Source organism: Azohydromonas lata (assembly GCF_034427735.1).
Lineage (GTDB): Bacteria > Pseudomonadota > Gammaproteobacteria > Burkholderiales > Burkholderiaceae_C > Azohydromonas > Azohydromonas lata.
The window spans coordinates 1-19,161 of record NZ_JAXOJX010000051.1; the positions used below are offsets into that span (position 1 = coordinate 1).

16 protein-coding genes are annotated in these 19,161 nt (G+C 69.8%); 10 read left to right on the forward strand and 6 right to left on the reverse strand.

Annotated features, from left to right (window positions below; genetic code table 11):
* Together SM757_RS24760 and SM757_RS24765 are read left to right on the forward strand one after the other, a co-directional pair.
* On the forward strand, window positions 1-892 hold an 892-nt coding region (locus SM757_RS24760), incomplete at its 5' end, for a calcium-binding protein (protein ID WP_407655803.1).
* Window positions 893-1,059: 167 nt separating this feature from the next.
* The gene (locus SM757_RS24765; RefSeq protein ID WP_066343500.1) at window positions 1,060-1,728 is read left to right on the forward strand and encodes a hypothetical protein; all 669 of its coding nucleotides are present in this window, start codon (window positions 1,060-1,062) and stop codon (window positions 1,726-1,728) included.
* Between the two features lie 74 nt (window positions 1,729-1,802).
* On the opposite strand, the gene SM757_RS24770 is transcribed toward SM757_RS24765, so the two are convergent.
* Together SM757_RS24770 and SM757_RS24775 are read right to left on the reverse strand one after the other, a co-directional pair.
* Entirely contained in the window at window positions 1,803-6,818 is a 5,016-nt protein-coding gene (locus SM757_RS24770) for a N,N-dimethylformamidase beta subunit family domain-containing protein (RefSeq protein ID WP_322467443.1), read from the reverse strand.
* 59 nt (window positions 6,819-6,877) lie between these two features.
* Entirely contained in the window at window positions 6,878-7,228 is a 351-nt protein-coding gene (locus SM757_RS24775; RefSeq protein WP_322467444.1) for a hypothetical protein, read from the reverse strand.
* Window positions 7,229-7,778: 550 nt separating this feature from the next.
* On the opposite strand from SM757_RS24775, the gene SM757_RS24780 reads away from it, so the two are divergent.
* Window positions 7,779-8,087, forward strand: a complete 309-nt coding sequence (locus SM757_RS24780) for a DUF3135 domain-containing protein (RefSeq protein WP_066341150.1) — start codon at window positions 7,779-7,781, stop codon at window positions 8,085-8,087.
* A gap of 137 nt (window positions 8,088-8,224) precedes the next feature.
* Here SM757_RS24780 and SM757_RS24785 read toward each other — a convergent pair whose 3' ends face one another.
* On the reverse strand, window positions 8,225-8,695 hold the full coding sequence (locus tag SM757_RS24785; RefSeq protein WP_066341147.1) for an Lrp/AsnC family transcriptional regulator: 471 nt from the start codon (window positions 8,693-8,695) through the stop codon (window positions 8,225-8,227).
* A 180-nt stretch (window positions 8,696-8,875) separates the two neighbouring features.
* Between SM757_RS24785 and SM757_RS24790 the strand changes: the two genes are divergently transcribed.
* The 5 genes from SM757_RS24790 (at window position 8,876) to SM757_RS24810 (ending at window position 14,584) form a co-directional block, all read left to right on the forward strand.
* Window positions 8,876-9,922 (forward strand): threonine aldolase family protein, encoded by a 1,047-nt coding sequence (locus SM757_RS24790; RefSeq protein WP_322467445.1) that lies wholly within the window; start codon window positions 8,876-8,878, stop codon window positions 9,920-9,922.
* Window positions 9,923-10,241: 319 nt separating this feature from the next.
* Window positions 10,242-10,961 (forward strand): hypothetical protein, encoded by a 720-nt coding sequence (locus SM757_RS24795; RefSeq protein ID WP_322467446.1) that lies wholly within the window; start codon window positions 10,242-10,244, stop codon window positions 10,959-10,961.
* A 158-nt stretch (window positions 10,962-11,119) separates the two neighbouring features.
* Window positions 11,120-12,478, forward strand: coding sequence for an L-fucose:H+ symporter permease (fucP, locus tag SM757_RS24800; protein ID WP_322467447.1), 1,359 nt, complete (start codon window positions 11,120-11,122; stop codon window positions 12,476-12,478).
* 112 nt (window positions 12,479-12,590) lie between these two features.
* A complete protein-coding gene (locus SM757_RS24805) occupies window positions 12,591-13,595 on the forward strand; it encodes an LLM class flavin-dependent oxidoreductase (protein ID WP_322467448.1) in 1,005 nt (334 codons plus the stop codon).
* Between the two features lie 29 nt (window positions 13,596-13,624).
* Complete coding sequence (locus tag SM757_RS24810; RefSeq protein WP_322467449.1) at window positions 13,625-14,584, forward strand: nucleoside hydrolase; 960 nt, start codon at window positions 13,625-13,627, stop codon at window positions 14,582-14,584.
* Here the strand turns inward: SM757_RS24810 and SM757_RS24815 are convergent.
* A complete protein-coding gene (locus SM757_RS24815; protein WP_066341137.1) occupies window positions 14,581-14,988 on the reverse strand; it encodes a PilZ domain-containing protein in 408 nt (135 codons plus the stop codon). The genes SM757_RS24810 and SM757_RS24815 overlap by 4 nt on opposite strands.
* Before the next feature lie 196 nt (window positions 14,989-15,184).
* On the opposite strand from SM757_RS24815, the gene SM757_RS24820 reads away from it, so the two are divergent.
* Both SM757_RS24820 and SM757_RS24825 read left to right on the forward strand, forming a co-directional pair.
* Window positions 15,185-17,077 (forward strand): sensor histidine kinase, encoded by a 1,893-nt coding sequence (locus SM757_RS24820; RefSeq protein WP_322467450.1) that lies wholly within the window; start codon window positions 15,185-15,187, stop codon window positions 17,075-17,077.
* Between the two features lie 145 nt (window positions 17,078-17,222).
* On the forward strand, window positions 17,223-17,396 hold the full coding sequence (locus tag SM757_RS24825; protein ID WP_157119182.1) for a hypothetical protein: 174 nt from the start codon (window positions 17,223-17,225) through the stop codon (window positions 17,394-17,396).
* A gap of 174 nt (window positions 17,397-17,570) precedes the next feature.
* On the opposite strand, the gene SM757_RS24830 is transcribed toward SM757_RS24825, so the two are convergent.
* Together SM757_RS24830 and SM757_RS24835 are read right to left on the reverse strand one after the other, a co-directional pair.
* Entirely contained in the window at window positions 17,571-18,596 is a 1,026-nt protein-coding gene (locus tag SM757_RS24830; RefSeq protein WP_066341133.1) for an NYN domain-containing protein, read from the reverse strand.
* A gap of 104 nt (window positions 18,597-18,700) precedes the next feature.
* Window positions 18,701-18,895, reverse strand: a complete 195-nt coding sequence (locus SM757_RS24835; RefSeq protein ID WP_157119181.1) for a hypothetical protein — start codon at window positions 18,893-18,895, stop codon at window positions 18,701-18,703.
* Window positions 18,896-19,161: the final 266 nt, after the last annotated feature.

The following is a 19,161-nucleotide window of genomic DNA, read 5'->3' on the forward strand; positions in this document are numbered from 1 at the left end:
TTCGTACACGGACGGCTTCAAGACGGCCGAGAGCGTGGGCAGCGCCGCCACGGCGGCGGTGGCCAACGTCAACGACGCGCCCACGGGCGGCGTCACCGTCAGCGGCACGGCCGAGCAAGGCCAGACGCTCACGGCGGTGACCAGCGCACTGGCCGACGCCGACGGGCTGGGCAAGCTCAGCTACCAGTGGCTGCGCGGCGGTACCGCCATCACCGGCGCCACGGGCAGTGCCTACAAGCTGGTGGAGGCGGACGTGGGCCAGGCCCTCTCGGTCAAGGTCTCGTACACCGACGGCTTCAAGGCTGCCGAGAGTGTCGCCAGCACGGCCACGGCCACGGTGAAATACGCCCATGACGTGCTCAATGGCGACGCCAACGGTGCCACCGTCAACGACACGCTCAGCGGCGGCCGCGGCGACAGCGCCCTCGACGGCAAGAACGGCAACGACAAGCTCGACGGCAACGCGGGCAACGACACGCTGTATGGCGGCGCGGGCAACGACACGCTCAACGGCGGCGCGGGCAACGACGTGCTCGTCGGCGGCACGGGGCTGGACCAGCTCACCGGCGGCAGCGGCCAGGACACGTTCCGCTTCACCGGCGCCTTTGCCGGCGGCACCAGCGCGGACACCCTCACCGACTTCACGTCGGTGGACGACAAGCTGGAGTTCGACCACGCCGTGTTCACCGCACTGGGCGCCGTGGGCCAGCTCGCGCCCGGGGCGCTGTGCCTGGGCAGCAAGGCAGCGGAGGCCGACGACCGGCTGATCTACAAGCAGTCCACGGGGGAGCTGTTCTACGACGCCGACGGCAGCAAGGCCGGCGCCGCGGTGCTCATCGCCAAGCTGGGCGCCAACACGGTGCTCAAGGCGGAAGACCTGTTCGTGTTCTGACGGGGCAAGGGCCGGCCCCCGCACGCGCGGCGGGCCGCCTCCGCCGGCCTTGATTTCCCCCTTGTAACAATGGTGTAACGACCGTCGTGGGGGTCGGGCTCCACCATGGAGCCTCGATCTCATGACCGGGCGCGCAAACCCGGTTCCCTCTTGCGAAGACGGTGAACATGAACCAAGACAAGGCACGGCAGTTCTGGACGACGGTGGCTGATCACGGCCCGGACCTGTGCGCGGTGCTCGATGCCTCTGCCACGGCGGCGGACTTCGAGCCCTCGATCACGCGCATCGGCCGCATCGTGGACACGCTGCGCAGCGCGGTGGCCGACATCGATCCGCTGCTGCGCGTGGGCGTGGACCAGGTGCCGGCCAACGACGGTGCGGTGCTGCGCATCGCCATCAGCTGCAACCACAACCCCGAAGGCATAGAGGCCGTGCAGGCGCTGGTGGCCGCGGCGCCGGCCATGCCGCCGCGCATGCGGGTGTGCGCCTTCTCGCAGCCCATTCCGCGCGAGGTGGCGGGACGCCTGGGCCCGCTGGACTTCCTGGGCCACGCGGTGTGCGTACAGGACGTGCGCTTCCTGGCCTCGCCCAACCCCGCGGGCGCGGGCACCTTCGACATCGCCTGCTACGTCCCGGAGGCGGCCGTCACGGACATGGACCCCGACGACGTGCCCGGCGCGCTCTTCGCCAATCTCGCCCTGAGCATGGGCATAGGCGAGCTGCGCCTGATGACGCGGGTGAACACCCTGGGCGTGGTGCTGGGCGACGACCCGCCGGCCACGGCCGTGAACGCCTGGGACCTAGTGGACCTCATGGACGCCGCCTTGGCGCACTGAGATGCCCGCGCGCCGGCATCACTGCGGCGCCCCATCCGGCGGCGGGAGCCGCAGGGTGGGGCGCCGCTGCTTCTTTACGGCGCCGGCATGAACACCACGTCCACCCAGTAGTTGGCGGACAGGTAGCTCGACGACGGGAACGCCACCGAGCTGCCGCCGTAGGCAAACACGCCGTTGCCCCCGCTCACGCCATTGCCCAGCAGATGCACGGGCCCGTTGTCCACGCCGGCGTTGGTGAAGAAGCTGCCGTCGAACGCGTAGCCGCCGTTGGGCGCGCGGTAGGACGCCACGTACACCGTGCCCGCGCTCACCGGGATGGGCGTGGCGAAGACGGCCTCCTGCCAGCCCGTGGCCGTTTCGTTGAAGAAAGTGGCCGTGCCCAGCAGCGTGCCGTCGCTGGTCCACAGCGCGCCCACGTGCGTGCCCGTGTTGGCCGGCCCCTTGTAGAAGCGCACGGCGGTGATGCTGCCGCTCCGGTCCACGCTGAACTTCACACCCAAGTTGACGGTATCCGCATCGTTGGCGCTGGCCGTGCTGGGCGTGGCCGAGGCGGCAAAGCCGCTGCAGGGGCAGGCCAGCGGCGTGACGGTGACGCTGCGGGTGGCCGGCACGGCGGCGAGGTTGCCGCTGTCGTCCACCGCGCGCACCTGCAGGCTGGCCGTGCCCGTGGCCGTGGGCGTCCAGCTGAAGCTCCAGGTGGCGCGGCCGGTGGCCGGATGCCAGGTGCTGCCGCCGTCGGTGGACACCTCCACCCCCGCCACCTGGCCGCCCACGTCCGCGGCCGTGCCGCTGACCGTCACGCTGCTGCCCGCGGCGACGCTGGCGCCGGCCGCCGGGGCGGCGATGGCCACCGTGGGCGCCGTGGTGTCGGTGGAGGCCGTGGCCGCCGCCAGCGGCGAGCGCAGCGCGCCGGGCTGCACGCCCATGTCGGCGAACAGGTTCACGGTGGCCTGCTGCAGGCTCTGGTCCACCGCGGCGTTGGTGCCGCGCGGCAGGTCGTGCGTGGCGTCCAGGCCCCAGCTCCACTGGATGGTGCCGGCGCCGAACACCCGCGCGCCGCCGGCGTGCCGGTACATCGTCAGCGCGTGCGTGAGCGTGCCGTTGCCGAAGGTGGAGCCGTTGTCCTGCAGCACGCCGTTGCTGGTGATGCTGGTCTGCGACAGGCGGAACAGCCCCGGCGGGCGTGCGCCGTTGTCTACGTCGGCATCCCACTCGTAGCCCAGCACGCCCGTGGGCAGCGTGGAGGTGAGCCCCGCCGCCGCCTGCGTGGCCACGGCCGTGTTGCGCCACAGGCGCAGCAGCCCCTCGGCCGGCGGCACGGTGATGCCGTAGTACACGCCGGTGTCGTTGTTCATGAACAGCGTGCCCGTGAGCGCGTTCTCCGGCCGGCCACCGTCGGCCGGGGGCGAGAAGCGCGCGTCGCGCCAGGTGCCTGTCCAGATGCCGGTGGGGTCGATGCGCGCGTTGGCATGCGTCTCCTTGTAGGACACCAGCGTGCGGTAGGGCGTGCCGGAGGCGTCGATGCTGGATTCCCAGCGCGTCTTCCAGAACACCTCGTTGCCGCTGAAGAAGGCCATGTGCATGCCCGCGGCGCGGGCGGCCTCCACGTTGGCGCGCTGCTGCGCAGACCAGTACTCGTCGTGCCCCACCGACAGGAACACCTTGCGGCCCTGCAGCACAGTGGCGCTGCGGTCGGTGTCCACGCCGCTGACGTAGGTGACGGCAAAGCCGTTGGCCTCCAGCCAGCGGACCATGGGGTACTCGTTGGCGAAGATCCAGTCCTGGCCGCCGTCCACCGTGCGCGTGTTGAACGGCCGGTTGTAGCTGACCTTGTAGGCGCGCGACGGGCTGGTGCCCGGCCCGCCCTGGTAGAGGCTGTTGCCGCCCCAGTTGTTGTAGGCCTGCCAGGTGGTGTCGGAGGTCTGGAACACCATGTCGGCGGCCGAGCCGTCGTCGCGCACCACGAAGGCGATGTGGCTGGCGCCACCCGTGTCGTTGCGCACCAGGCGGGCGATGTAGATGCCGGAGACGGCGGTCGAGGGCACGGTCCACGAACCGGAGACGGCCCAGTTGCCGCAGTCGATGAGGCCGCTGCCGGGCTGCGTCAGGCAGGACGGCTGGCTCTGCGGCAGCGTGGCCGACGGGTTGACCGTCGCCACCTTGCGCGCGCCGGCGCCGCCATACCAGCCCAGCCGGTAGATGTCGAAGCGGTAGCTGCTGGCCGTGGTGTTGACCTTGAAGCTCACCGTGCCGCCGCGGTTGACGCTGATGTCCGTGGCAAAGCCCTGGATGCTCGCGTCGCCCGCGCCGCTGATGTCCCATTCCGAGGCCGGGCTGCCCGTGAGGCAGTTCTCGGCCACGATGGCGTTGGCCGGGTTGGTGCAGTTGGCCGAGGGCGTGGTGCCGCCGCCACTGCTGCCGCCCGGCGTGAAGGCCACGTCCACCCAGTAATTGGTGGCCTGCCAGCTCTGCGACGGGAAGGTGGAGCCGCTGCCGTAGGCATAGAGCCCGTTGCCGCCGCTCACGCCGTTTTGCAGCAGGTGCACGGGCGCCTTGTCCACGCCCGCGTTGGCGAAATAGCTGTTGTCGCCCGCGTAGTGGCCGTTGGGCGCGAAGTAGGAGGCGACGTACACGGTGTTGGCCGTCACCGGCACGGGCGTGGCGAACTGCACCTCCTGCCAGCCGCCGGCCGTCTCGTTGCCGAAGGTGGCCGTGGCCAGCCGCGTGCCGTCCAGGCTCCAGAGGCTGCCGACGTGGGTGCCGGTGTTGCCCGCGCCCTTGTAGAAGCGCACGCCGGTGACGACGCCGTCCACGTCCACGCGGAACTTCACGCCCAGCTCCACCGGGCCCGGGTCGTCGATCGAGGCATTGGCGGGCGCGGCGCTGGTGCTCCAGCCGCTGCAGGGGCAGCTCTGCACGTTGGCTGCGGCCAGGGTGGTGAAGCTCCACGATGCGTTGGCCGCCAGGGGCACGCCGGCCGCGTCCTTGATGCGCGGGTCGGCCGCGCCGCCGCGCAGCGTGACGGTGTAGGTGGTGGAGCCCGCCAGCGGCGCCGAGGGCGTGAGCGTCACGGCGCGGGTGGCCGCGTTGTAGGCCACGGTGGCGCTCACCAGGGCGTTGGCCCCGTCGCGCAGCTCCACCGTGGCGGTGGTGACGGTGGCCGCGTCCAGCGCCTCGCTGAAGATGGCGTTCACGCTCGTGTAGACGCTCACGCCCGTGGTGCCGGCCGCCGGGTTGGCGGTGATGACGGTCGGGCCGCCGCTGTCCACGCCGTAGGTGGCGACCCAGTTGCCGCTGTCCGCGGCGAAGAAGGCGTATTCCACGCCCTTGACCACTTTGACGGTGAAGGGCACGGCCACGCCGCCGCGCGTGAGGCCCACCAGCACGTCGTTGCCCGCGCGGCGCGGCAACATGCCCTGCAGCCCCGTGGCCGCGGCGGCACGCGAGACGCCGAAGCTCAGGCTGCTGCCGTTCCAGCCCAGGGCGCTGAAGTAGGAGTCGTTGCGCGCATCCACCCAGGTGAGCAACTGCCGCGCGGAGATGACGGGCACGCCCCGCGCCTGTGCCGAGGCCACCACGGTCTGGGCCTCGGGGATCAGGTCCACGTCGGTGTGTGCGTTGACGACGTAGGCGCCGTAGTAGCCCTCGGTGCCCAGCGCGCGGTCCAGCAGCGTGTCCACGGTGTAGGGATAGCTCTGGCCGGACTCGTCGGTCATTTGCGTGGCGGCCTGGAAGACGTCCACGAAGCTGCCGTCGAGCCTCATGAAGCGCATGGGCATGGCCGAGCCGGTGAAGATGCCCGGCACGTCGCCCACCCAGCCCGGCGGCCAGAAGTAGTAGGTCGTGTCCATGCGCATGCCGTACTTGAGCTGCGTCTCGGCGCCGGTGGTCCAGTCGCTCCAGACGACGCAGTGATGGCGCTGCGTGATGGGCGAGGACACGCCGCCGAAGCGCGCCACCCAGTCGCCGCGCTCGCTGGCGTAGGTGGCGTCCAGCGAGGTGGCGTCGTAGTTGGCGCAGTTGGTGTCCACGTGCAGGCCGACCTCGAAGCCCTCCTGGTCGAACACCATGGCCTGGTAGGGGCTCAGCGGCGTGTCGGAGAACATGTAGGACGTGCCGCGCACGCATTCCCAGTTGGCCACCGAGCAGCCCGCGGGGCTCATGGACTTGAACCAGTTGAAGCGCCCCTCGGTGCCGTTGTTGCCGTGGTCGTCGCCGGTCATGACGACCACGGCCTTGTGCCCGTTGGGGAAGTACCAGAACCGCGGCAGCGGCTTGCGCGCGACGTTCATGGCGTTGATGAGGTTGGCCAGCAGCCGCTGCTGCTCATCGGCCTGCGGGATGGCGACCTTGGCCAGGTCCACCCAGTCGGCCTGCGGGTCGGCGGCGGCGCCGCCGAAGAACTTGTCGTCCGAACGCACGGGCGGCAGGCCGTCGCGTTCCTGCGTGGCCCAGGCCGGGTTGCCCTGGCGGGTGTAGACGATGGAGGTGGCCAGGTCGTAGGTGAAGGCCGCGGCCCGGCCCGCGCCCACGCTGCGCAGCGTCACGGCGGGGTGGGTCGTGGCGGCCGTGGCGCTGCTGTAGAGCGTGGCCAGCGCGGCGGCGCCGCTCAGCGCGTAGCGGTCGGCCACGCCGTGGTACTGCATGGTCTGGCCCGCGATGCCGTTGCCCACGCCGGTGGCGGTGTCCACCTGCAGGTAGGCCTCGGCCAGCGTGGCGCCGGTGGGCGTGAGGCCCAGCAGCGGGGCGAGCTGCGCGTCCGGCGCCATGGCGATGAGGTTGCCGCCGCCGTTGACCCAGGTGCTGAGCGTAGCCACCTGCGTGGCGGTGAGCGGCGTCTTGGCCAGCAGCACCACGTCGTAGCTGGCCAGCGTGGCGGCGGAAACGGTGGAGACGTCCGCGACGGTGAAGAGGTTGAACCCCTCGTTGCGCAGGATCTCGGCGTAGTAGGTGCCGAAATTGGAGGCGCCGTTGGTCAGCACCAGGATGGGCCCGCCCGGACCCTGGGCCGGATCGGCCGCCTGGGCCGGGCGCATCCAGCACAGCAGGCTCAGCAGGCAGGCCGCCAGCAACACCCAGGCCCGACTCATGGCCCGCCGACTCTCACGCACGGAAATGCAGTGCATCGCTTGATTCCTCCCTCGCCGGCTTATTGGTTCGTCGCCGGGCTTGCGCCCGGCAAAAACTCCTGGAACGAATGAAATGGCCCTGGTGAGCCTCCTGGCGTGGCTACAGCTTTTATGTATTTGGGCAAAAAAATCGGGACGAAGGCGTCCCGGAAATTCTCACCCGAATACCTCTCGAATCCCAGCCGGGTCTCGCTTGAATTCAGCTCGACTCCGTTTGAAAATAAATTTGTTACCTCAACGCCGTCAACACCCGCTTGGGCTGGGGAGCGACACCCCGCGGCGGTGCGGAAAAATAAATCGGCATGGAGCGTGGTTGAGAACGGGTTTTTTGGCGAACTCATCTGGTAAGGCTGAAGCACTTCAATATTCATGAGCCTGCCTTGCGGCAAGGGCCTGGCCGACCTATGGGCAGGCTCATGCCCCGGGGAGTTTCTCAGGGGCGACTGTGGAACCCCGGGCCGTCAGAAGGCCGAAACTCTCAGGAGAAATTCAGGCTTTTGCAGCTTGCAGGAGGGTGCACGCCTTGGCATGGTCGTTTTGTCATGCCGGGCTTGGTACTTTTATGGGGCCGCATTTCCCCATTAATTTCCCCATGCGTTGGAGGTATTGCCTAAATTACGGAAAAGCCGGCATGCAGCCTGTTTGCAAAGGTTTCTGCCAGCAAAAGAAATCAATGCGATTTTGTCGCGGGAATCAGCATGGCAATGGTTTGGGCAACAAGCAGGCATGACGTTCGCCGCCAAAGGCGAATGGCGCGGCCGCCGCAGCAACCCACGGGCGCTTTCCCTGGGGCACTGCCTCCATGGGCTTGCGGACTGGCAGCCGCGCGCCGCAGCCGCGACGCTTGTGCCATCGCCACGCTTTTGCAATGCCTTGGCGCGGCCGGGCTGCTGCCAAGCCACTGAAGAAGGACGTACCGACATGCCCTCCGACGCTTTCGATTTCGATTTCCTCAGCCGCCTTGCCCGGGACGAGCCGCAGGCCTTCGAGGCCCACCGTCAGGCACTGCTGGCCGCCGCGCTGGAGGACGTGCCCGCGCCGCACCAGGGTGCCGTGCGCGTGGCGCTGGCCCAGGCCCAGGTGCGCATGGCCGTCGCGCCCAACAGCTCGGCGCGACTGGTGGCGGCCTTTTCAGCCATGGGCGAGTCGCTGCTGGAGCTGCAGCAGGCCGTGGCGGCGCTGCACCGCGAAATGACGGCTTGCGCCGGCGCGCGCGCCGCCGCGGCCTGAGCCGCCGCAGCGCCGGCAAGCTGCTTTCCGACCTGTTCCCGTCTCAGTTTCCGATTCGTCCCCGGTCGGCGAATCGAAGTATCAAAAGCCTGCCCAAAACTGCGGCCGCCCAACGCCTTTTGCGCGGCATTTGAAACTCACAATTGCGGCGCCTGGCGCAGCAGCACGGTTTTGAGCGCGAAGCTGGAGTTGATGTGCGCCACGCCCGGGATGCGCGCCAGCGTGTGGGTGAGGAAGCGGTGGTAGGCGTCCAGGTCCGGCACCACCACGCGCAGGTTGTAGTCGGCCTCGCCCGTCATCAGGAAACAGCTCATCACCGCGGGCTCGGCGGCGATGGCGCTCTCGAACTGCTCGAAGGCTGCTTCCGACTGCTTTTCCAGCGTCACCGAGACGAACACGCTCATGGCGCCGGCCAGCCGCCGCTCGTCGAGCTGCGCGGCGTAGCCCAGGATGTAGCGCTGCTCCTCCAGCCGCCGCACGCGGCGCAGCGTGGGCGTGAGCGACAGGCCCACGCGCTCGGCCAGGTCGCGCCAGCTCAGCCGCGCGTCCAGCGCCAGCTCGCGCAATATCTTGAGGTCTATGCGGTCCAGGGTGTCGCCTTGGTTCATTCGTGCTGCGGCTGCGCAATGCGTGGTTCAAATGCACTATTGTGAACCGCTTGGACAGGCCAGTTTGGCGACATTTTGCGCGGACGTGGTGGAAAAATATTGGCTACGCGCGTTGGGACGGTTTCTGCTGGATTCGCCATATGCCGCCGGCGCGCGGACATTTCCCGCCAGGAACGAGCCATGAATTCGCAGCCCACCCAACAATTCGCCAGTGACAATTACGCCGGTGTTTGCCCCGAGGCCTTGCAGGCCATGGCCGAAGCCAACGACGGCTCGGCCCCGGCCTACGGCGAGGACGCGTGGACGGCCCGCGCCGCGGACGCCTTCCGGACCCTGTTCCAGACCGGCTGCGAAGTGTTCTTCGCCTTCAACGGCACGGCGGCCAATTCGCTGGCGCTGGCCGCGCTGTGCCAGAGCTACCACAGCGTCATCTGCTCGGACTCCGCGCACGTGGAAACCGACGAGTGCGGCGCGCCGGAGTTCTTCTCCAACGGCTCCAAGCTGCTGGTGGCGCGCGGCGAGGGCGGCAAGCTCACGCCGCAGGCCATTCGCGCCATCGCCACGGCGCGGCGCGACATCCATTTCCCCAAGCCGCGCGTCGTGACGGTCACGCAGCCCACGGAAACGGGGCAGCTCTACTCGCTGCAGGAGCTGCGCAACATCGCCGCCACCTGCCGCGAGCTGGGCCTGAGCCTGCACATGGACGGCTCGCGATTCGCCAACGCCTGCGCCGCGCTGGGTTGCGAGCCCGCCGACATGACCTGGCGCGCCGGCGTGGACGTGCTGTGCTTTGGCGGCACCAAGAACGGCATGGCCGTGGGCGAGGCCATCCTGTTCTTCCGCCGCGAGCAGGCCGAGGACTTCGGCTACCGCTGCAAGCAGGCCGGGCAGCTCGCTTCCAAGATGCGCTACCTCTCCGCGCCCTGGGTGCGCATGCTCGAAACCGGCGCCTGGCTGCGCAACGCCGAGCACGCCAACGCCTGCGCCCGCCATCTGGCAGAGGGCAGCCGCGGGCTGCCCGGCGTGGAGCTGATGTTCCCCGTGCAGGCCAACGCCGTGTTCCTGAAACTGCCGCCGGCCGTGGCCGAAGCGCTGCGCGCGCGCGGCTGGCGCTTCTACACCTTCATAGGCGGCGGGGCGCGCTTCATGTTCGCCTGGGACGCCCGGCTGCAGCAGGTGAACGCGCTGCTGGCCGACTTGCGCGACGCGGCGCTGGCAGCCGCGTAGGCCGCGCTCACGCGGCGCGGCGTGTCGCGACGGACAGCCGTAAAAAAATACCGGTCTGTCAATGCCGCGCTGCGCCAGACGGCTTGCTGAGCACGCAAATTTCTTCTTTGGCCCAAGCTCAAAGCGCAAGAAAGTGCTGTGGCATCTGATCTTTTTAGAAGGCGCACTACACTCGCTACCTGAGTCCGGCGCATATTTATTACTTCGTTTACACGTTGCGCGGGGTTTGGGTTCAAGCTTCAGACCGTCGCACAAGTGCCGAAAGCTAGGCACGGAGGGGAGAAAAGTGCAAATCGCTGGTTCCAGCTTACAGCCGCTGTTGACGCAGGCCTCGGGGCCTGCGCCCGGCGTGCGCGAGACGCAGCGCAGCGTCGACCAGCGCTCTGCCATGGCCACCACGGCCGGGCAGGCCTCGGTATCCGTGCACATTTCGGCTGCGGGCCGCGTGGCTGCCGCGGTGATGGGCACGGCCGGCCTGGCCGCCACGGCGCGCACGCAGGGCACGGCGCATGCGCTGTCGGTGGACAGCCATGGCCGCAGCCACGTCACGCTGGCGCCGCAGTCGCAGGCGATCCGCCGCATCGTCGAGCAGATGACGGGCAAGCAAATAGGCGCGTTCAACACCGTGGACCTGGGCGCGCTGGTGCAGACCGCCGGTGGCGCCGCCGCCGCGCAGGCGTCCGCGAGCGGTGAAAGCGCGGCCGCGGCGCAGGTGATTTCACAGCTCAACGCGCTGCTGCAGTTCTCGGCTTCCGGCATGGTCACGGCGCAGGACGGCGCCAAGATCGGGTTCACCGTGCTCATGGAGCTGGAGGACCGGGCCATGACCGTCCGCAGCCTCAAGGTGCGCATCAACCAGTTGGGCATGGCGCCGCCGGAGGTGAGCTATGACGGCCCGGCCTCCGACCTGGCCGGCCACGCCTTCACCTTCGACCTTGGGCAGGCGGCCAGCGAAGGCCAGGAAGGCCCGCAAATCTTTGGCTCCGGCGTGGTGGCTTTCGAGGACATCGCCGACCCGGCCGCCTCGGCATCCGCCTGAAGCCCCTGCTGAAGCGCTTCTCCGCCTGAAACCGGCTCCCGGCTGACGCCGGCACCTGCGCAAGCGGCGCGCCGCCGCCCGCGAGCCCCGGGCCCGGCCCAGGCTTTGCCCCATGTCCCGCCATGGCGCCTGCCCAAAGGCGCCCGCGGAGACACGTCATGGCCGGAACCCTGCCTGCAAGCACCAGCACCGCTTCGTCTGCGCCCGGCGCCAGCGCCGCCATGCCGAGCTACACCGTGCCGCTGGCGGTGCTGACCCTGCTGTTCTTCATCTGGGGCTTCATCACCGCGCTCAACGACATCCTCATCCCGCACCTGCGCGCCGTGTTCACGCTGAGCTACGTGCAGGCCATGCTCATCCAGTTCTGCTTCTTCGCGGCCTACCTGGTGATGTCGGTGCCGGCGGGGCTGCTGGTCAAGCGGTTGGGCTACAAGCGCGGGATCATCGTGGGCCTGACGGTCGCCGGCCTCGGCTGCCTGCTGTTCACGCCCGCGGCCAGCCGCGCCGCCTACCCGCTGTTCCTGGGTGCGCTGTTCGTCCTGGCCTCAGGCATCACGCTGCTGCAGGTGGCGGCCAATCCCTACGTCACCGTGCTGGGCCGCCCGGAAACCGCCTCGTCGCGGCTGAACCTCACGCAGGCCTTCAATTCGCTCGGGACAACGCTGGCCCCCTTCGTCGGCTCCCTGCTCATCCTGGCCGTGGCCGTCAAGCCGGCCGAGGAACTGCAGCGCATGGACGCCGCGCAGCGCGCGGCCTACGCGGCGCAGCAGGCCTCCTCGGTGCAGACGCCCTACGTCGCCCTGGCGCTGGTGCTGTTTGCCATCGCCGTGGTCATTGCGCTGTCGCGGCTGCCGCGCATCGAGGAGCCCGCCGTGCCGGCCGAGGCGCCGCCGGATGCGGGCGGCGCCGTCTACCACCAGCGCGACAGCGCCTGGCAGTACCGCCACCTGGTGCTGGGCGCGCTGGGCATCTTCCTGTACGTGGGCGCCGAGGTCTCCATCGGCAGCTTCCTCGTCAACTTCATGGGCCAGCCGGAGGTGGCGGGGTTGCCGGAGGAGGTGGCGGCGCGCTGGCTGTCGCTGTACTGGGGCGGCGCCATGGTGGGCCGCTTCGTGGGCGCGGCGGTGCTGAAGAAGGTGCGGCCCGGCCGGCTGCTGGCCTTCAACGCGCTGGTGGTCACGGCCCTGCTGCTGCTGGCCATGTTCACCGCGGGCCCGGCCGCCATGTGGGCGCTGCTGGCCATAGGCCTGTTCAACTCCATCATGTTTCCCACCCTCTTCAGCCTGGCCATCGAGGGCTTGGGCCGCCACACTGGCGAGGGCTCCGGCGTGGTGTGCATGGCCATCGTGGGCGGCGCCATCGTCCCGGTGGTGATGGGCTTCTTCGCCGACCGCATCGGCCTGCTGCACGCCTTCTTCGTCCCGGCGCTGTGCTACCTGTACATCGCCTGGTACGGGCTCAAGGGGCATTACGCCGATTTCACCGCGCGCGAGCCGGTGCCGGCGCACCGCGGCTGACGCGCCCCGCGCTGCGTCGCGTGGGGGGTGTTAGACCGTCTAACACCCTGGCGCCGTCCCCGCGGGCCGGCGCGGCTGCACGGACTTCAACGCCGCTGGGCACCATGGCGGCATGATTCCCTTCTCCGTTCTCGACCTCAGCCCCATCGTGGAGGGCGGCGACGCCGCCCAGTCCTTCCGCCACACCGTGGAGCTCGCCCGGCACTGCGAGCGCCTGGGCTTCAAGCGTTACTGGCTTGCCGAGCACCACGGCATGCCCGGCATCGCCAGTGCGGCCACCGCCGTGCTGCTGGGCCACGTGGCCGGCGCCACGCGCTCCATCCGCGTGGGCGCGGGCGGCGTGATGCTGCCCAACCACTCGCCCCTGGTCATTGCCGAGCAGTTCGGCACGCTGGCCACGCTCTACCCGGGCCGCATCGACCTGGGCGTGGGCCGCGCGCCGGGCTCCGACGCCGCCACCGCGCGCGCCCTGCGCCGCGCCCGCGGCGCCGAGGCGGCCGACCAGTTCCCTCAGGACGTGGCCGAGCTGCTGGCCTACTTCGAGCCCGCGCGCGCCGGCCAGGCGCTGCGCGCCATCCCCGGCGAGGGCCTGCGCGTGCCAGTGTGGGTGCTGGGCTCCAGCCTCTTCGGCGCGCAGCTCGCGGCCCTGCTGGGCCTGCCCTACGCCTTCGCCTCGCACTTCGCGCCGCAGCAGCTCATGCCCGCCGTGGAGCTGTACCGCAGCGAATTCCGCCCCTCGCGCCACCTCGACGCGCCCTACGTGATGCTGGGCTTCAACGTCTTCGCCGCCGACAGCGACGAGGAAGGCGCCCTGCTGGCCAGCTCCATGCAGCAGGCCTTCGCCAGCCTGTACGCCGGCCGCCCCGGCCGGCTGCCGCCGCCGGTGGCGGGCTTCATGGACCGCCTGCCCATGGCCGAGCGCGTGTTCGTGGAGCGCTCGCTCGCCTGCTCGGCCGTGGGCTCGCCGGCCACGGTGCGCCGGGCGCTGGAAGATTTCATCGCCCGCACGGGCGCCGACGAACTCATGCTCACCTCGCAGGTCTTCGACCACGCGGCACGGCTGCGCAGCTACGGGATCGCGGCCGAGGTCGCCGGCATGGCGCCCGCCGCCGCCTGACCGCTTTCTCTCTCCCTGGAGATCCCCGCATGGCGCCCATGAAAGTCATCTTCGACACCGACCCCGGCGTGGACGACGCCATGGCGCTGGCGCTGCTGGCGCGCTCGGCCGACGTGGAGCTCCTGGGCGTGTGCACCGTGTTCGGCAACGGCACGCTGGACACCACCACGCGCAACGCCCTGTACCTGGCCGAGCTGCTGTCCCTGCGCTGCGGGGTGCACCGCGGCGCGGCGGCGCCGCTGGATGGCGGCCCGGTGCATCCGCCGGTGGAGGTGCACGGCCGCAACGCGCTGGGCGACGTGCCCTTGCCGCCGCATCCCGCGCGGGCCGAATCCGGCATTGCCGCCAGCGACTGCCTCGTGCAGGCGCTGCGCCGCCACCCGGGCGAGGTCAGCGTGCTGGCCGTCGGACCGCTGACCAACCTGGCGCTGGCGCTGCGCGCGGCGCCGGACGTCGCGGCGCTGGCGCGGGAGGTGGTGGTGATGGGCGGCGCCTTCGGCCACCACGGCCACACCGGCAACGTCACGCCGCATGCCGAGGCCAACATCTATGCCGACCCGCAGGCCGCCGACGAGGTGTTCGCCGCCGCCTGGCCCGTGAGCATCGTGGGCCTGGACGTCACGCACCAGGTGGTGATGGACGGCGCCTACCTGCGCGCGCTACGCGAGCACGGCGGCGGGCTGGGCCGTTTCCTCTGGGACATCTCCCGCGTCTACCAGGCCTTCCACCACGACACGGGCGTGCCTGACGGCTTCTACGTGCACGACTCCACCGCGGTGGCGCGGTTGCTCGTCCCCGGGCTGTTCGGCACGCTGCGCGCGCCCGTGCTGGTGGACCGCGAGGGCGCCACCCGCGGCCGCACCCGGCTCGCGGGCCCGGGCGAGGGCACCGGCCGCCCCGTGCAGACCGTGTGCCGCGAGGTGGACGCCGCCGCGCTGCTGGATTTCTACAACCGGCGCATGCGCGCGGGCGAGGGCGAGAGCTCTTAGCGCCTGCGGCGCCCAATCGGGTCCTGGCGCATGCGCAGGTAGTCCTCCAGCCCGGCCCGGGAGGCCGGCGGCAGTTGCGTGAAGCGCAGCCCGGCGAGGAAGCCGCCTTCACGGCCGCTGAGCACGATGCTGGCCACCTGCGCCTCGGCCGTCACCTCGCGCGCGCCGCTGGGCGAGGCGGGGACGAGCAGGCGCAGCCGGCAGGTGGTGTCCACGGGCAGGTTCAGCGGCAGCAGCAGCAGCATGCCGCCTTCGCTGATGTCCATCGTCCGGCCCTCGACGATCTGGCCGCCGGCCAGCATCAACTGCACCGTGGCCGCGAAGCGGCTGCGGTCGTGGCGACGCGCGGCGGCGCCCTTGGCACCTTTGGAATTGCGGGCAGCGCCGCCAAGCGGAAATGACATTGGGCGGCGAGCGTACTCAATGAGCCGGGAGGACTCCATTTTTTTGCCGCGGCGCCGGGCACTTGTGTCCTGAACGTCAACATCGGCCGCTCCTGTGGCGGCGGCGCACGGGGCGGCGGCAGGCCTGTGGCAGCATCGCCGCGCACGCCGCCTGGGGCGAGTGCTTGAGGTGCTTGGGCAGTCAGGAGAGTTGCAGTTGGTTCCCCATTACGGTCCGATGCTGGACCCGCTCACGCTGCTGTTTTCGTTGGGCGTGCTGGGCCTGCTGATGGCGGCGGTGTTCCTGAGCCTGGCGCGGACCATGCCGGCGCAGGCGCCGGCGCTGCGGACTTGGAGCAAGTCCATGGCCGTGGCCGGGGGCACGTTCGTGCTGCTGTTCCTGCGCGGGCACGCGCCGCCGCTGCTCACCTTCGTGCTGGCCAACGTGGTGGTGTTTGCCGTGCCTTACTGGATGTATCGGGCCCATGCGCTGCTCCTGGACGGCGGGCCGCGGCAGCGCCCGATGCTGGCGCTGTGGGTCCTGGGTGCCGCCGCCGTGCTGGCCACGCATGCCGCGGGGCTGCCGCGCAAGGTGGCCTTCATCACCATCTCCGTCGTGTTCTGCCTGATGCTGGGTGCGACGGCGGCGCTGCTGCTGCGCAGCCTGCGCACTCGGCGCTCGCCCTCGGCGCTGACGGCGCTGCTGGCCTTCGGCGGCCTGTCGCTGGCCTTTGCCGCGCGCGCGGGGCTTGGGCTGCTGGCCAGCGGCGAGCAGCTCACGCCGCAGGCGCAGTCTATGGCCCAGCTCTTCACGCTGGTGCCGGGGGTGGTGCTGATCGTGATCTGCTCGGTGTGCTTTCTCTCCCTGGTCCACGAGCGCCACCGCGCCGGCGAGCTGCAGCGGCTGGCCACGCAACTGCAGGCGCAGGAGGAGCTGGTGGCCCGCCGCACCGCCGAGCTGCGCGCGGCCAACGCGGCGCTGGTGCAGCGCGCCCGCACCATCGTGGACCTCTACGATCGCGCCCCCTGCGGCTACGTCTCGCTCTCGCCCGGGGGCACGGTGCTGCAGGCCAACCAGACGCTGCTGCGCATGTTGGGCCGCGACCACGCCGAGCTCGCCGGCCAGGACCTGGGGGCCCTGCTCACGCCGCCAAGCCGCGCCACGCTGCCCGCGCTGCTGGTGCTGGCCCTGGCGCAGGGCGAGGCCACGAACCGGGAGCTGGACTTCAAGCTGGCCGGCGGCGGCACGCTGCCCGTGCTGTTCAGCGTGGTGGCCGTGCCGCAAGTCGAGGGCGAAGGCGCCTCGCTGCGCGCCACGCTGGTGGACGACGGCGAGCGCCGCCAGCGCGTGCAGCAGATGCAGGCGCTGCAGCAGGAGCTGGCGCGCCGCGCCGAACAGGCCGAGGCGGCCACGCGGGCCAAGAGCGCCTTCCTGGCCCACATGAGCCACGAGATCCGCACGCCGCTGAATGCCGTCATCGGCCTGAGCCAGTTGCTGCAGCGCATGCCGCTGCAGGAACGGGGCCCGGAGTTCGTGGGCCACATCCGCCAGGCCGGCGAGCAATTGCTGGCGCTGACCAACGACGTGCTGGACCTCTCGCGCATCGAGGCCGGCGAGATGGCGCTGGAGCAGCTGGCCTTCGAGCCGCTGCCGCTGCTGGAGTCCGCGCTGGCCCTGGTGCGCCCCCAGGCCGAGAGCAAGGGCTTGCTGCTGGAGCTGCACGTGGCGCCGGAGCTGGCGCCGCGCCTGGTGGGCGACCCGCTGCGGCTGCGCCAGGTGCTGCTCAACCTGCTGAGCAACGCCGTGAAGTTCACCGAGGCAGGCCGCGTCAGCCTGAGCGTGCACGTGCTGGCGCGGCAGGAGTGGCAGTCGCTGCTGCGGCTGGACGTGGCGGACACGGGCATGGGCATCGGCCCACAGCACCAGGCGCGCATCTTCGAAGCCTTCAGCCAGGCCGACAGCTCCATCACCCGGCGCTTCGGCGGCACGGGCCTGGGCCTGTCCATCGTCCGCCGCCTGGTGGACCTGATGGGCGGCAAGCTGGCGCTGCAAAGCCACCCGGGACAGGGCAGCGTCTTCAGCGTGGAGCTGACCTTGGACCACGGCTGACCGGCCGTGCAGCGGCGGGCAACGCCTTCAACTCCGCGTGATATGAAGCTTGCACATACCTGACGTGCAGAACTTTCAATTGCTTAATTGGGTGGAAACCCTAGGATTCATCCCATCGAAGTTGAAGTTCACAAGAGGTACCGACATGACCGCCATCACCGCCTCCGCCTACAGCCGTACCGCTCCCCGTGGTGCCGTGATCGCCGCTGAAGTTTTCGTCCGGCTGCTCGAAGGTGCGCGCGAAGCCTGGGTGCGCATCGCCCGCCGTCCGGCCCCGACCGCGGGTGACCGCGTGATGCCCAGCGCCTTCCCGGCGTAAGGGCACGGCCACGCGGCGCGGGCCGCCCGCCCCTGCAAGGGGCCAGGGTGCGCCGGCCGCGGGTTTCCAGTTCATGTGTTCACGGACCCCTGGCGGGTCCGTTTTTTTGCCTGTCACCGGCGCTGTTTCAGCGCCCCAGGCCGGGAGCCCGGCCGACCGGCCGGGTGCTGCCGCTTACTCCTGGTTCAGCAGTATCCAGACCTTGGGCGCCATGGGCCCGCGGTCGCCGCGGCCGTACTCGTAGGACACGCGCATGCCGGGCGTCAGGCGCTGCGCCTCGCCGGGCTGCAGCGAGCTGAACGGGAAGAAGATATTGTCCCCGCCCGCCTCCGGCTGAATGAAGCCGTAGGTTTCCTTGAGATTGGCAATGCGCCCGCGCTGGACGGAGCCAATATCCGGCGGCGGTACCACCGCGGCGGCCGGCGTACCCAGCGCCGAGGCGTGTGAAACCGGCTGTGCCGTCAGCAGGGCGGATTGGCGATATTCAGGGCGAGCATCCGGCCTGGAATCCGAACGCGGCTCGCTACGGTTTTCCTGGCGGAATTCAGCGCGAAATTCGGGGCGGTGAAACAGGCCGTTGACCAGCGGATCATTCTCATGGTCCGGGGCGTCGATGACCTCGTCCATCTTCACCGGGTAGGTGGCCTCGTTGTAGAGCAGCTGCGAGGTGCGGGTCTCGCGCAGGTTGCCGTTGTTGTCGGTGAAGCTGAAGTCCCAGCCCACCAGCATCACGCGCGTGCCCAGCGTGTTGAGCTTGCGCACCAGCGGCATGAAGTCGCCGTCGCCCGCGATCAGGGCCAGCACGTCGAAGCGCTTGTAAATGGCCATCTCGAAGGCTTCGAGCGCCAGCCACACGTCCACGCCCTTTTCGCCGTCGCGGCCCTTGGGCAGGTAATGGGTGGTGACGCCTTCGTACATGAGCACGTCTTCGAAAGAGCGCTCCTGGAAAAGAATATCCCGCTCCTCGGCTTCCCGGGCTTTCATGCGGCCGCGAAAATAATGCGCGTCCACGATTTGCGTGAATTTCACGTCCACGCCTTCCTCGGCGGCGGCATGGGCACGAATGAAATTGTGCAGCCCCTCGATGCTGATTCTTGCCTTTCTGGAGTGGGCGTTGGAGTAATAATTGCTGACGCGCCTGAAGAAATTGCCGTCGTAGAAAATTCCGATGCGCGAGAGTTTCGAATTGCTGGGTACCATAGAAAAATTTATAAATGGGACATTCAAATAAAGACCGCTGAAGCTGATTTGCAAACCTTTTCAAGCCGCGAGCCGCGCGGCTTGTGAATCGCGTGGCGGACAGCCTAGCGGCCCGCGTACTGGGCCACCGTTTCCCAGAAGCCCTGTACCTGGACGACCACCGAGGCGGCGTCAGGCGCGATTGTCATCCATGACGAGCCACCCGGCGCATACAGGGGCGTTGGCTGCAATGAAAAAAATCCGGCCATGAACATGGTCAGCACGTGAAGTGTCCGATGGGGACGAGCAAGGTGCTTCATCACGGCCTCCACACAGGGCACGCCAGGGCATGAGCCCATGATGGACCGGTGCCCGGCCGGCTCCAAGGTGGTGCGGACCAGGAAAAATCCGGCCATGCCTGGGGAGGTTCCTGGGGGCGTCGCCGGCCGGTGTCGAGGGTGGCTTGGCCCGCGGCTTGCGGACACTGCGAGCGGGGTGCGGACGGCGCGCCGGTGGCCGGGTAAGGTGGGGTGGCCGGGCACGAAATTGGCTCCTGGGCGGCGGCACCGCCGCCGCCATGGGAGCG